This is a genomic window from Paracoccus sp. (in: a-proteobacteria), from assembly GCF_047973135.1.
GTDB lineage: Bacteria > Pseudomonadota > Alphaproteobacteria > Rhodobacterales > Rhodobacteraceae > Paracoccus.
Window position 1 is genome coordinate 1 of sequence record NZ_JBKEBL010000309.1, and the last position, 12,760, is coordinate 12,760.

Annotated in this window: 10 protein-coding genes and 1 pseudogene; 4 read left to right on the forward strand and 7 right to left on the reverse strand. The window is 65.0% G+C overall.

All coding sequences use genetic code 11. The features are described from left to right. The 3 genes from ACK5L9_RS22355 to ACK5L9_RS22365 form a co-directional block, all read left to right on the forward strand. Positions 1-567 (forward strand): methylenetetrahydrofolate reductase C-terminal domain-containing protein (locus tag ACK5L9_RS22355; RefSeq protein ID WP_416913665.1); only part of this gene is annotated, 567 nt, incomplete at its 5' end. A 10-nt stretch (positions 568-577) separates the two neighbouring features. Then, positions 578-1,576 carry a methylenetetrahydrofolate reductase gene (locus ACK5L9_RS22360; protein ID WP_416913666.1) on the forward strand — a complete coding sequence of 333 codons (999 nt, stop codon included), beginning with the start codon at positions 578-580 and terminating at the stop codon, positions 1,574-1,576. A gap of 607 nt (positions 1,577-2,183) precedes the next feature. Beyond that, a complete protein-coding gene (locus ACK5L9_RS22365; protein ID WP_416913667.1) occupies positions 2,184-2,879 on the forward strand; it encodes a M48 family metallopeptidase in 696 nt (231 codons plus the stop codon). Between the two features lie 2 nt (positions 2,880-2,881). Here the strand turns inward: ACK5L9_RS22365 and ACK5L9_RS22370 are convergent, their stop codons facing one another. The 7 genes from ACK5L9_RS22370 to lptF all read right to left on the reverse strand — a co-directional run bounded on the left by ACK5L9_RS22370 (position 2,882) and on the right by lptF (position 11,939). Beyond that, complete coding sequence (locus ACK5L9_RS22370; RefSeq protein WP_416913668.1) at positions 2,882-3,847, reverse strand: L-threonylcarbamoyladenylate synthase; 966 nt, start codon at positions 3,845-3,847, stop codon at positions 2,882-2,884. A gap of 301 nt (positions 3,848-4,148) precedes the next feature. Next, the gene (rsmA, locus tag ACK5L9_RS22375; protein WP_416913669.1) at positions 4,149-4,991 is read right to left on the reverse strand and encodes a 16S rRNA (adenine(1518)-N(6)/adenine(1519)-N(6))-dimethyltransferase RsmA; all 843 of its coding nucleotides are present in this window, start codon (positions 4,989-4,991) and stop codon (positions 4,149-4,151) included. 85 nt (positions 4,992-5,076) lie between these two features. After that, positions 5,077-6,045 carry a 4-hydroxythreonine-4-phosphate dehydrogenase PdxA gene (pdxA, locus tag ACK5L9_RS22380; RefSeq protein WP_416913670.1) on the reverse strand — a complete coding sequence of 323 codons (969 nt, stop codon included), beginning with the start codon at positions 6,043-6,045 and terminating at the stop codon, positions 5,077-5,079. Continuing rightward, positions 6,042-7,313 carry a peptidylprolyl isomerase gene (locus ACK5L9_RS22385; RefSeq protein ID WP_416913671.1) on the reverse strand — a complete coding sequence of 424 codons (1,272 nt, stop codon included), beginning with the start codon at positions 7,311-7,313 and terminating at the stop codon, positions 6,042-6,044. Before ACK5L9_RS22385 ends, pdxA begins: the two co-directional genes overlap by 4 nt. 32 nt (positions 7,314-7,345) lie before the next feature. Next, positions 7,346-9,715 carry an LPS-assembly protein LptD gene (locus ACK5L9_RS22390; protein ID WP_416913672.1) on the reverse strand — a complete coding sequence of 790 codons (2,370 nt, stop codon included), beginning with the start codon at positions 9,713-9,715 and terminating at the stop codon, positions 7,346-7,348. Further along, complete coding sequence (gene lptG, locus ACK5L9_RS22395; RefSeq protein ID WP_416913673.1) at positions 9,712-10,821, reverse strand: LPS export ABC transporter permease LptG; 1,110 nt, start codon at positions 10,819-10,821, stop codon at positions 9,712-9,714. Before lptG ends, ACK5L9_RS22390 begins: the two co-directional genes overlap by 4 nt. Beyond that, complete coding sequence (gene lptF / locus ACK5L9_RS22400) at positions 10,818-11,939, reverse strand: LPS export ABC transporter permease LptF (protein ID WP_416913674.1); 1,122 nt, start codon at positions 11,937-11,939, stop codon at positions 10,818-10,820. Before lptF ends, lptG begins: the two co-directional genes overlap by 4 nt. A gap of 119 nt (positions 11,940-12,058) precedes the next feature. On the opposite strand from lptF, the pseudogene ACK5L9_RS22405 reads away from it, so the two are divergent. Next, a pseudogene (locus ACK5L9_RS22405) lies at positions 12,059-12,760 on the forward strand (leucyl aminopeptidase); the annotation flags it as partial.

Genomic DNA, 12,760 nt, shown 5'->3' on the forward strand with positions numbered 1-12,760 from the left:
CGTATGTACCGCATTCGCTTGATGGCTGTCCGGCATTCACGGACCTTCGAATGGATCTATGCCCGACTGGAAAACGCCCTTGTCCGGCTGCATCCGCTTTTTGTCCGGATCGGCTATGACCGGCTTGAACGGCCCTTCGCGCTTGCCGAACGCGGTGTAAAGGGGCTGCTGTTCGATTGCCGGATGTGTGGTCAGTGCGTGCTGTCCTCGACCGGGATGTGCTGCCCGATGAACTGCCCAAAGCAGTTGCGCAACGGCCCCTGCGGCGGCGTGCGCCCCGGCGGCTTTTGCGAGGTCAGGCCCGACATGCGCTGCGTGTGGGTGCTGGCATGGGATGGCGCGTCGCGGATGCGCGGAGGCGAGCGGATCAATAATGTCCTGCCCCCCGTGGACCGCCGCCTTCAGGGCTCTTCGGCATGGCTGCGCGCCAGCCGCGAGCGGGCGCATCAGGACGACTTGTCGCCCGAACGGGAACGCGCAGCGTTGGCGCAGGCTTTCCCTGCCGCCCGCAAGACCGAACCCGCCTCGGCCCCGCTGGCATCCGAGCCGCGCAAGGCCCGCCACTGAGGACTGAAAGATGAGCCTGTTCCATTCCGATCCGAACGCCATCCGCCCCTACGTCCGTCCGCCCGAGGGCAGCAAATCGGGCAGCGCGCTTGAACTGGCGCTGCGCGCGGGGGAATTTGCGGTGACCTCTGAACTGAACCCGCCCGACAGTGCCGACCCCGCCGATGTCTTTGCCGCCGCCGAGCCGCGTGCCGATGCGACCGACGCGATCAACGCGACCGATGCGTCGGGCGCGAATTGCCATCTGTCGTCGATCGGCATCTGTTCGCTGCTGACGCGCAAGGGGCTTGGGACGGTGTATCAGATTTCCTGCCGTGACAGGAACCGTATCGCGATTCAGGGCGATGTTCTGGGAGCGGCGGCCATGGGGGTGCGCAACGTGCTGTGCCTGACTGGCGACGATGTCGGAGCAGGCGATCAACCCGGAGCCCGGCCCGTGTTCGACTTTGACTCGGTCTCGCTGATCCGCGCCATCTGCACCATCCGCGACCGGGGCGAATTTCTGTCCGGCCGCAAGGTGACAAAGCCCCCGCATCTGTTCATCGGCGCGGCCGAAAACCCCTGCGTCGATCCCGTCGAATGGCGGCCCGAGCGGCTGGCCAAGAAGGTCGGGGCGGGCGCGGATTTCATCCAGACGAACTATATCTTCGATCTGCCGCGATTCGAGGCTTTCATGCGCCGGGTCCGCGATCTGGGGCTGGACCGAAAGGTCTATATCCTTGCGGGGGTTGGCCCGCTGGCCTCGGCCAAAGCCGCCCGCTGGATGCGGACCAACGTGCCGGGCATTCATATTCCCGACGACGTGATCGCGCGGCTGGAAGGCGCGCAAGACCCCGGCGAGGAAGGTCGGCGCATCTGCGTCGAACTGATCCGCCAGATCCGCGCGATTCAGGGCGTGGCGGGGGTGCATATCATGGCCTATCGGCGCGAACATCTGGTTGCCGACATCCTGCGAGAGGCAGGCATCGCCCGTGACCAGCGCGTCAGCCGTCAGGGACGTTATAGCTGACGGAAGGCTGGCCCCACAAGTTCGACAGAAGCCAGATAAATAATTGATATTATTTCTTATTAATTGCGGGTATAGCCACAACGGGCGGCTCTCAGGCGGGTTTTGGGACGTCGAGCGTTTCGAAGAGATAGAGCTGTTCGGGCTACCGCATCGAACTCAAGGGAAACAGCATGCGTAGAAAAGACCGCACACCAGACTTGACCGAAAATCAAAAGAGCGAAACCATGACTTCCTGAACATGATTGCAGGTAGCTGACCAGCCGTGCCCGAACTGTCCGGGATTTACTGAAATGGCTGTCCGGTATTTCTGAAAAAGGCATGTAAGCGCATAAATTGATAACATTTTCCGCCCCTCCCGTTTTCTGGCTTTTAACATGGTCGCTGAGCACCATTTCCTTGGTAAGGTCGTTCCTCAAAAAGCCGCCATTCAAACACGACGCAGCATTGGTCAAGATGGGCTCAAACCCGCCTTTCGCCGTACCCTGCACGAAAGTCCGCTCTGACTTTGGGTCAGGCATCTGGCGGAGGGCCGGAAATATCGGGCGTGGAGGATTGGTGCGGGGGTGGCCACTGGTGTTGCGGCTTTGGCGTGCTTATCTGAGGCGGTATGCTGAAGCTGACACCCATCCTGCTGCTTGTCGCCTATATCTCCATCATGTGGTTCTTTTCCGCGTGGCGGCTGAAGCAGGAACTGAACCGCAACTCGACCCCGCTGTCCCATCCCCGCCTGACCCCGATGCTGCGGCGGCTGGGTCAGGCCATGGATCTGCCGCCCGTTCAGGCACATATCTACGAGATCGAGCCGGTGAATGGCCTTGCCGCGCCGGACGGGCGGATTTTCCTGACGCGCGGCTTCATCCGCAAACTGGATGCCTGCGAGGTCACACCTGAAGAGCTGGCCAGTGTCATCGCGCATGAACTGGGACATGTCGCGCATGGTCATGCGCGGCGGCGGATGATTGATTTTGCCGGGCATAGCGCGATCCGGCTGGCTCTGGCCGGAGTGCTGGGGCGGTTTCTGCCGGGCATCGGTGCATGGATCGCGAACCTGATCGCCAGTGCCGTCGCGGCCCGGCTGTCGCGGCAGGACGAATACGAGGCCGACCGCTTTGCCAGCGCGCTGATGATCCGCGCGGGGCTGGGGACGGCTCCGCAGAAGGCGCTGTTCGAAAAGCTGGATCGCATGACCAAAAGTGGCGGCAGCATGGCGGCCCCCGCATGGTTGCAATCGCACCCGCCCGTTGCCCGCCGTATCGCCGCCATCGAGGAACACGAGGCCCGCTGGACCCCGTCGCCGGACTGACTTCAGGATCGGGGCGAGGCCGCGCGGCGCAGGCGGTCGTTGATGGCCTGCCCCAGCCCCGTGTCGGGGATCGGAACCACAGCGATCGTCGCGGCCCCGGTGGCATCGGCGCGGTGCATCAGGGCGAACAGGTTGCGCGCCGCCTCGGCCAGATCGCCCGAGGGGCTGAGGTTGAACACCGCCCCCGCGCCAGGCGGCGGATCGCCGGGGCCGAAGGTCAGCAGCGCCTCGTCCGGGCCGGCCTGCCGGGCGTTCAGCCGCACGGCGGCGCGCGGCGCGTAATGCGATTCCAGCGTACCGGGTGACAGCTTCGTCTGCCGGTCGGTTGCACTGATGACCGGCACGCCTGCTGCCCCGGCGATCCCTTCGGGCGTCAGGACTCCGGGGCGCAGGATCGCCACCCCCTCGGGCCCGGCCTGCACCACCGTCGATTCCACCCCAAAGCGCGTTGCGCCCCCGTCGATGATCAGGGGAATGTGCGCGCCCAAGTCCTCGGCGACATGCTGCGCCGTGGTCGGGCTGATCCGCCCGGAACTGTTGGCACTTGGCGCGGCAAGCGGCAAGTCCAGCCCGGCAATGACGCGCTGTGCAAAGCCCTCGGGCGCACGGATTGCCGCAAATTCGCCGCCATTGGTCGAACCGCGCGAGATCCCTCCGGGCAGCAATGGCAGGATCAGGGTCAGCGGACCGGGCCAGAAAGCCTGCGCCAGCCGCCGCGAGACCGGGTCGAACCGTACATAACGTTCGGCCATCGCGATCCCGGACACATGCGAAATCAGCGGGTTCGTGCGCGGGCGGCGTTTTGCCTCGTAGATCGCGGCGACGGCTCCGACCAAGGTCGAGATTCCGGCCAACCCATAGACGGTTTCGGTCGGCAGCGCGACCAGCCCCCCTGCCGCCAGCGTGGCGATGGCGCGCGGCAGGGCCTGGGGATCGTCGGCATTCAGGATGGCGGCAGAACTGTCCATGCCGCCGCCTTTACCCCAAGCTGTGCAGCTTGCAAATAGTCCGGCGATGCCAGCGCGCCTTGCAAAAGCGATGCACGCGGTAGCGGGCCGTGTCCCTGGGGTTGGTGCGGGGGGCCGCGCGCGGCCGGGCGTGACGCTGGTGGTCATTGTCGTTTTTCGGAAAGGTTCGGGTTACGAAACCTGGAACCGATACGGAGACAACAATGTCCGCAGCATCAGCGTAAAATCAAATGGTTATAGCCTGAAAACATAATCAAAATAAAGTCGTCAGGCTATATCAATCAATCCACCAGGCGGTGCCTCATGTGGTCTCCAGTGTGCGGGCGAGGGCGCAGAAATGTTCGAGGCCGATTTCTTCGGCCCGTGCTGTGGGCGCGATGCCTGCGGTTTCCAGCAGCGCTTCGATCCGGGGATGCAGGCCGCGCAGCGCCGCTCGCAGCATCTTGCGCCTCTGATTAAAGGCGGCGGCTGTAACCTTTGATAAAATAACGGGATTTGCGGGCCAGCGCGGGGTGGGCAGGGCGGTCAGATGGACCACCGCCGAATGCACCTTGGGGGCGGGCACAAAGGCTTCGGGCGGCAGGGTCATGACGATCCGCGCCTCGGCCCGCCACTGGGCCAGCAGCGCCAGCCGCCCATAGGCCTTGCTGCCTGGCGCGGCTACGATCCGCTCGGCCACCTCTTTCTGGAACATCAGCGTCAGCGACTGCCAGAAAGGTGGCCAGTCCGGCGGCGTCAGCCAGCGGATCAGCAATTCCGTTCCCACGTTATAAGGCAAATTCGCTGCCACCCGGATCGGCGGGGTCAGATGCGCCAGCGGGTCGATTTGCAACGCATCGCCTTGCAGAACCGTCAGCCGCCCCGGATAGGCTGCGGCGATTTCGGCAAGCGCGGGCAGAGCGCGGGGGTCTTTTTCGATGGCCAGAACATGGCGTGCGCCTTCGGCCAGAAGACCGCGCGTCAGCCCTCCGGGGCCGGGGCCGATTTCGAGGATATCGCAGCCCGACAGATCGCCGGCTTGCCGGGCGATCTTGGCGGTGAGGTTCAGGTCCAGAAGGAAATTCTGGCCCAGTTGCTTTTTGGCGCGCAGATCATGTTGGGCGATCACCTCGCGCAGGGGGGGGAGGTTGTCGATGGTGCTCATGCCGGGCCGGTGGTTTTTGCGTCCCGCGATGGCCGGGGGGCGAGCCCCCCGGACCCCCTTGGGGCGATGTTGCGGATCATGGGCCTCATGCGCGCCGGGCCGCCATGTCGCGGGCCATGCGCAGGGCGGCGATGGTCGAGGCGGGGTCGGCGCGTCCCTGCCCCGCAATGTCGAAGGCGGTGCCGTGATCGGGCGAGGTTCGGATGAAGGGCAGGCCCAGTGTGACATTGACGCCGCCGGCGAAATCCAGCGTCTTGATCGGGATCAGCGCCTGATCGTGATAGGCGCAGATGGCCGCGTCATAATGCCTGCGTGCCGGTTCGTGAAACATGGTATCGGCGGGCAGCGGGCCGCTGAGGGCCATGCCTTCAGCGCGCAGCCGGTCGAGCAGCGGTGCAATATGGTCCTGTTCCTGACGTCCCATGGTGCCCCCTTCGCCGGCATGCGGGTTCAATCCGGCAATGGCGAGGCGCGGTTCAGGGATGCCGAAATCGCGGATCATCGCGGCATGGGTGATGCGGATGGTTTGTTCCAGAAGCTGCGTTGTCAGGGCGCCGGGCACCTGTTCCAGCGGGATATGGATCGTCGTTGGCACCGTGCGGCAGGGCGGCGTGATGGTGGTGGAGGCCAGCATCATCGCAACCGGGACGCCGCCGGCCAGTTCGGCCAGATATTCGGTATGGCCGGGAAAGGCGAAGCCGGCGCCTTCCTTCAGCGCCTGTTTGCTGATCGGCAAGGTGGTCATCGCGGGCGCCTTGCCGCGCATGACCAGATCGGCGGCCCGCGCAATCACCTGGATCGTCGCTTCGGCATTGGCCGGATCGGGGCGGCCCGGCGTTGCGGGGGCCGCGAATTCATGGGCCAGCACTGGTAGGCAGCCGGGGCGCGCCGGGGCATCGGGTTCGGCGATTTCACAGAATGGCGTGCCCGCCGGCAGGTGCCGGGGGTCGCCGATCCAGACGTAATCCACCCCGCATCCCTGCGCTGCGACGGCCAGTTCGGGACCGATCCCGGCGGGCTCGCCGCAGGTCAGCAGGATGCGGGCCGGGCTCATGGCCGGCGGATCACGGCATCGGCGCGCAGCTCGGCCAGATAGGCATCGGCCATCACGCCGACCTTGCGATTGCGCAGATCGTCAAGCACCATCCTGCGGTCCGGCAGGGCCTGAGAATCGGGGATCGCGGCTTCGACCCCGTCAGCGGGTTCGGCGGTGGTGGCGATTTCGGCATCCGCCTCGGCCAGAAGCGCGGGGTTGCGCGCGCACAGCATCACCAGATCAGCGCTTGCGCCGTAATTGACCACCGCGGCCTCATCCGCGTCCAGCGAGGCAAGCTGCGTCGCAATCAGCGTGGGGATCTGGTTTTGCAGCATTGTCATGCGCTGGACCTGCGGGGCGATTTGCGGGCCGGCCTGCACGAACAGATCGTCACATCCCCGGCTGCGGGCGGCCAGCGCGGCGGCTTCAGGGGCCGAGACCATGCGCAGGGTCAGGTAGTCCAGCAGCTGATCGCGCGCACCGGCGCGCAGCGTGCCAGCCGTATCACGCAGGCGGAACAGGATCACCGCGCCGTCGACATTCAGCGGGCTGGAGGTCTGGCCCGGCTTCAGTGACAGGATGATCAGGCGCAGCGCCGGCGGCAGGGTGTCGATATTGATCCAGTTCAGCCGCCCGCCGGACTGAGCCGATTCCGAGGCCGAATACAGCCGCGCGGCCTCGGCGAATTGCGCGTCATTGGGCGCCGCCGCCGAGATCGACGTGGCGCGCTGCATCGCGCTTTGTTCCTGACCCGGAGGGGCGGGGATGATCAGCTCGGACAGCAGAACGCGCGTCACCACCGGGGTTTCAAGGCGGCGCTTCATCTCAAGGTCGATCTCGGTGTCGCTGACCCGCACCATCGGCACGATCCGCTGCTGAACCACATTGCGCCACAGGATCCCGGCCTCGACGAAATCGCGATAGGTCTGGCTTTCAATGCCGGCCTGCTCAAGCGAAACGGCGAATTCGGCGGCGCTGAGGCCACCGCGCCCGGCGAATTCCTCAAGCCCGACTTGCAGTGTGTCGGCATCCACCGTCAGGCCCATCTGCGCCGCCGCATAGCGCCGCAGCCGGTCATCGATCAGCGCCTCTTGCGCCTCTTGCCGGCCGATATTGCCCGCGCCCAGAACGCGCATGAATTGCAGGCGCTGATCCACCTCGAAGCCGGTGATCGACGTGTCGTTGAGATACAGAACCGGCGCGAAGGGGTTCTGGGCCATGGCCGCTGTCATACCGCCCATTAGCACGCCCGCCGCGATGGCGAGGCCGGAAAGGAATTGCCGCATTTGCTGCCCCCAAAATACTCTTTGTCGCAAGATTAGCGCATACAGCGCCGCCGCGCCACCGTGCCCGGACCGTCTTTCTGTTTGCCAAAGCCGCCAAGGGCAACGGACAGGTCGAAGCGCGTTTCGGGATCAACGCTGACTGAATCGGAAAACCGCCGCGAAACGGCCATGGTGACGGCGACGCATTCGTTGCGATAGGTCACGTCCAGGGATGCCCGCCGCGCCTGGTTTTCCTGAAAATCATAGCGGGTTTCGGCATTACCCCACCAGCCGGTTGCGATCTGCCAGCCGATTGCGGCGGCGGCTTCGCTGGTATCGGTGTCGCGGCCCTCGTCGCGGTCGCTGCTGATCCACAGATACCCTGCGGAAAGCTGAAGGTCGGGACGCATCCAGCCCAGCCGCAATTCGTTGCGAGAGATATCCATATCGCTGCCCAGCAGCGCCCGGTTGGCGATGGCAAGCCCGGTGCCGCTGTCAAAATGGCCGGCAAGCAACCAATCCGAATGCATACCGGCCAGCGGCGAGGCGCCGGGGAACTGATCGTCGGCGCTGCTGCGAAACACCCGGCCCCCGGTCAGGCGCAGAGACCAGCCGGTCGGATCAAGCCGGGTCCAGCTGACGCCCAGATTGGCGCGCAGCCCGCCCTCGCGGCGGTCATTGCCCGGAAATCGGCTGGCCGAGAACAGGTTTCCCTCATCGAATTCAACCAGTTGGCTGTCTTCGTTGGGGGTGTCTCTGGTGCTGTTCTTGGGCGACCAGAGGATTTGCATTGCGGGCTCAATCAGATGCGTGGCACCGCCGCCATGGGCCATCAGCGGCCAGCGAAGCTCGACCCCGATCAGGGGATCGACGCGTGCGGTCAGGTCGTCATAGCGGTCATCCTGCGCGATATGGTACAGGTCGGTGCTTAGCCCGGCGATGGCCGAGGCGACGACGCCATTGCGCAGGATATGATTGCGCCGCCAGTCCAGTGAGACCGATCCCCGCGCCATGTCGCGGCCCAGTCGGTTGTCGTCAGAGGGGCGGATATGGGCATGGGCCGACCATTCCAGCACAGCCTCGCCGCCGATCAGTGAGGGCGTGAAGCGCTGGATGCGGAAGGCATCGGCCACCTGCGCGGGGGAACGCGAATTGCTTTCATCGCTGCGCAGCGAATGATAATTGCCAACCCGCGCCAAAAACAGCCTGTCGGGCCGCATCCGTTCCAGTGTCGCGCCGCTCCAGAGGCGGTCGGCGCCGGTGATGTCGTAATCCAGCAGGTACCGCCGGTCCGAGGCCAACTGCAATTGCAGGCCCAGCTGGTAATCCCTGGGCAGGGCGAAGCGGGCGGCGCCGAACAGATAGCCGCGGGTCTTGCCCTTTTCGATATCGTCGCGGGTGATGGCGCCGTTCCATTCCATCGCTCCGCTTTGATAGGCCTGCCGATAGCGCAGCCCCAGCGTGCGGGTCCGGTCAAGCGAGACATAGGGCAGGAAGGTCAGGTCCGCGTCATCGCCCAATGTCTTGAAATAAGGCATGATAACCCCGAAGCCAAGCTGCGAGGTGGTGCGATAGGTGGGGCGCAAAAAGCCGGATTTGCGTTCGACCGTCGGATCGGGCATCGAGACGGAAAAGGGCAGCGCGGCCACCGGCAGCCCGAGGATGCGCAATTGCGGCTGCTCAAGGGTGATGATGCGGGTGCGGGCATCATGGGTGATGCTGGTGGCGCGGACATCCCAAAGCGGTGGGCCGTCGCCCTGACAGATGGTGCAGGCCGATGAGACCACCTGCCGCATCGGCATGACCTGCCCCCCCTCGCTGCGCTCGGCTTCGCGGGCGGCGATTTGCAATTCACGCCCGATCATCAGCCGCGCGCCCCGCAGGATGCCATCCTGCAAGCTGCGGTCAAGCTGTGCCGAATCGGCGATCAGGATCGAATCGTTTTCGGGGTCGATGGCACCGGGCCGGGCCATGTGGATCGGACCCTCGATGGTCAGGTCGCCCGAGGCGCCGTCCATGACGATCCGCGAGGCCACCAGCCGCGCGCCGCGATACCAGATCACGACCCCGCCTGCCGCAATAAGCGTATTGTCGGGCTGCAAGCTGACCGAATCCGCCAGAAGCGTCGCGGCATCCTTGCGCGTCGCGGTGCCGTCCGCCCCGGCATTGCCGCTGATCGTGATGTCGCGGTGTCGGGTGGCGGCGACCGGTTGATTCAGCGTCAGCGCGCGATCCGAGATCATGTTCCCCGACAGCATGTCCGACAGCGGCGCCAAAGCTGCGCCGCCCATCCAGTCCGCCTCGACCCGCGTGGCGCTGCCGCCGGTCTCAAGCACCTGAGCCGGTGCCAGCGCTGGCCAGAACGCGGCCACACCGATCAGGGCCGAGGCGCAAGCCAGCCTTTGAAGCATCTGTGCTGTCATCCGTCCTCTCTGCTCAGGATCAGTCCCATGGCCAGCAAGGCCCCCACCAGCGGCGGTGCCCAGCCTGCCATTATGGGGCTGATCTGTCCATTGTCGCCCAGAATTTGCGCAAAATTGCGCAGAAAAAACAGCCCGATCCCGGCTGAAAAGGCCAAAAGGATGCTGATGCCGATATTTCGGCCACGAATATGCTGCATGGTAAAGGCCGCAGCAATCAGCACCATGGCGCCCATCACGAAGGGGCGGGCCAGCTCCATCTGCAACCAGACGCGGTGCGGAACGGCCGAAAATCCAGCGCGTTCCATCCCGGCGATAAAGGCTGGCAGGTTCCAGATCGGGACGGTTCGGGGTTCGCCAAAGCCGTCGCGAATGCGCTTGGCGGTCAGGTCAGAGGCCAGCGTCAGGGTTTCGGTGCTCACGGCGCGGGCTTCGGGATTGGTCTGATCCAGCGGATAATCCCTGACATCGTGCAAATGCCACGCGCCGGGTTCAAGCCGCGCCTGCCGTGCCTCGATTCGCCGGATCGGGCCATTGTCCAGATCGAAGATCAGGAAGGTTGCGTCATAAAGCGTGGTGGCGTCGGGTTCGGCCCGGCCTGCGCGGATCACGATCTGGCCGGTCTCTTGCCCGTTTTCGACCAGCGCCTGCCGCAGCCACAGCGTCCCGCCCAGAACCGAAACGGTCTGCTGAGAGCCACTGCGAATTTCGGCTCGTTCCTGTTCGGAACTCTGGTGCGTCGAGGCGACCAGCGGGTTCAGCAAGGCGACCGCCAGCGCGCCAACGACGATTGCCGCAAGCGAGGGCGAGGTGACGACTTTCAGCCCCGACCGGCCCGAGGCGCGAATCGCAACCATTTCAGAGCTGCGCGCCAGGCTGATGAACATGGCGATCCCGGCCACCACGGTCACCATGGGCAGGATCGAATAGAACCCATCGGCAATATCCAGCGCGGCAAGCCTTGCGGTGCCGGCCAGCCCGATCCCGCGCGAGGCATAGCGGCGGACGATCTCGATCATGTCGATCAGATACAGGATCAGCAGGAACACGCTGCTGACAATGAACAGGCTGCGCAGAAAGCGCCGGGCGACATATTGCGCAAGGATCATGAGCCTGCTCCTGCGGAGGGGCGCCGCCACGGGCGCGAGGCCAGATGCAGCAGCATGACGCTGATCAGCGCGCCAAGGGCTATGGGCAGATAAAGCAACGGCCATTGCGCGGGGTCGGTCTGGACCCGACCCGAGACGACATTGGACGCAAGCTGCAACCCGATCAGCAGCAGGCTGGCCACAGAGATTTGCCGCCAGACCCCGAAACGGGAATAACCGCCAATCAGCAGCGTCGCAAAGCCGATCAGTGCCGCGCAGGGCGCCATGAGGGAATTGGCGGTGCGATTGTGAATTTCTCTTTCTATTTCAGCGCGCTGTGGCGGCGCTGAGGTGGCGGAACGGTCTTGCAGCAGCCGCCATGTCGGCTTGTCACGCGGACCGCCTTCGCCCCTGCCCGATCCGCCGAACATTGTGGTCACATCGTAGCTGATCTGGGCAAAGCGCGTCACTGAAAGCTGTGGCTGCCCCTCGATCTGGCGCAGGTTTTGCGACATGCCGTCGCGCAACACCAGCACCGGCCCGCCATCCCCGGCGACCAGAAACGCCTCTTTCGCGGTATAGGTGATCTGTTCTTCGGATAGGCGGGCGTCTTCGATCAAGACGTCCAGCAGCCGGCCATCGCCCTCTATGCTTCGCACGAAAACGGTCACATTGGGGGCGGGATACTGGAACGTGCCGGGCCGGATCGAGCGGGTGGTGACGGTCTGGGCGATCTCGTTTTGCCGCTCGGACAGGCGGGCGCGGGCCGTCGGGACCAGCGCATGGGTCAGGACCGCGACCAGAGCCGCGATCAGCAGCCCATAGATCAGCACCGGCCGCGCCATGCGCCAGGGCGTCAGGCCGGCGGATTGCATGACCACGATTTCAGATTCGCCGGCCATGCGATTCGTGGCATAGGCGGCGGCGACAAAGGCGGTGATCGGCAGCACGACGGCGATCACCGCAGGCAGGGTCAGGGCGGTAAACTCCAGCACCACCAGCGCGCTTTGCCCATCACCGATCAACCGGTCGAACATGCGGACCGCGCGGTTGATCCAATAGACCGAGACCAGCACCAGCGCGAAGAACCCGAACAGCGTCAGGAACTGGCTGAGGATATAGCGGTCGATCCGGGACATGGCGCGATGCGGGCCTTGGGTTTGAACGGTTCTTGTTGCTTTATCTGCAAGGGCGGCTCTGGAAAAGGGCTGGCAGCGCCGCTAGGGTCTGTTCAACGCGAAGATGAGGATTTTCAGCCATGACCCAGCCCGCAGAGATCAGCTTTATCGAAACCGACACCGGCAGGCTTGCCAGCCATGAGGGGCGCGTGGCGCTGATCGTCGCGCCGGGGGGCAAGCTGCCTGCGGGCCTGCCGCGCCCGGTCCGCGAAGCGGCGCTGCGGGCGCTGGAATCGAAGGCGGGCAAGGCGCTGAAGCCGGGGCAGGCGCTGGATTTGGCCTTTCCGGCGGGCATGGCGGCCGAGATGCTGCAACTGGTCGCCCTGCCGGGCAATGCCTCGGTCACCGAGGCGCGCAAGGCCGGGGCCGCAATCGGCGCCGGGCTGGGCAAGCGTCACACGCTGGTTGTCACCCGTGCGCATAAACATGCCGCCGAGATCGCGCTTGGGATCGCGCTGCGCGTCTATGAGTTCACCTCCTATCAAACCCCGCCCGAGGGTGATTCGACCGACAAGCCGCGCGTCAGCTTCATGGTCAAGGACCCCGAGGCGGTCGCGAAAGCGGCCACCGATGGCGCGGCGGTGGCCGAGGGGGTGTTCTTCACCCGCGATCTGGTCAATGAGCCGGCCAATGTCCTGACCACCAGCGATTTTGCCGACCGGCTGAAGGCGATGGAGACCATCGGTCTCAGCGTCGAGGTGCTGGAGGAAAAGGATCTGGCCAAGCTGGGCATGCGCGCGCTTCTGGCGGTGGGGCAGGGCAGCGAAAGCCCTTCGAAAGTC

Coding starts and splice junctions, on each gene's coding strand:
- ACK5L9_RS22365 (WP_416913667.1), top strand. CDS start 2,184: ATGCTGAAGCTGACACCCATCCTGCTGCTTGTCGCCTATATCTCCATC.
- pdxA (WP_416913670.1), bottom strand. CDS start 6,045: ATGAGCCCGGCCCGCATCCTGCTGACCTGCGGCGAGCCCGCCGGGATC.
- lptF (WP_416913674.1), bottom strand. CDS start 11,939: ATGTCCCGGATCGACCGCTATATCCTCAGCCAGTTCCTGACGCTGTTC.
- ACK5L9_RS22390 (WP_416913672.1), bottom strand. CDS start 9,715: ATGACAGCACAGATGCTTCAAAGGCTGGCTTGCGCCTCGGCCCTGATC.
- ACK5L9_RS22385 (WP_416913671.1), bottom strand. CDS start 7,313: ATGCGGCAATTCCTTTCCGGCCTCGCCATCGCGGCGGGCGTGCTAATG.
- ACK5L9_RS22370 (WP_416913668.1), bottom strand. CDS start 3,847: ATGGACAGTTCTGCCGCCATCCTGAATGCCGACGATCCCCAGGCCCTG.
- ACK5L9_RS22360 (WP_416913666.1), top strand. CDS start 578: ATGAGCCTGTTCCATTCCGATCCGAACGCCATCCGCCCCTACGTCCGT.
- rsmA (WP_416913669.1), bottom strand. CDS start 4,991: ATGAGCACCATCGACAACCTCCCCCCCCTGCGCGAGGTGATCGCCCAA.
- lptG (WP_416913673.1), bottom strand. CDS start 10,821: ATGATCCTTGCGCAATATGTCGCCCGGCGCTTTCTGCGCAGCCTGTTC.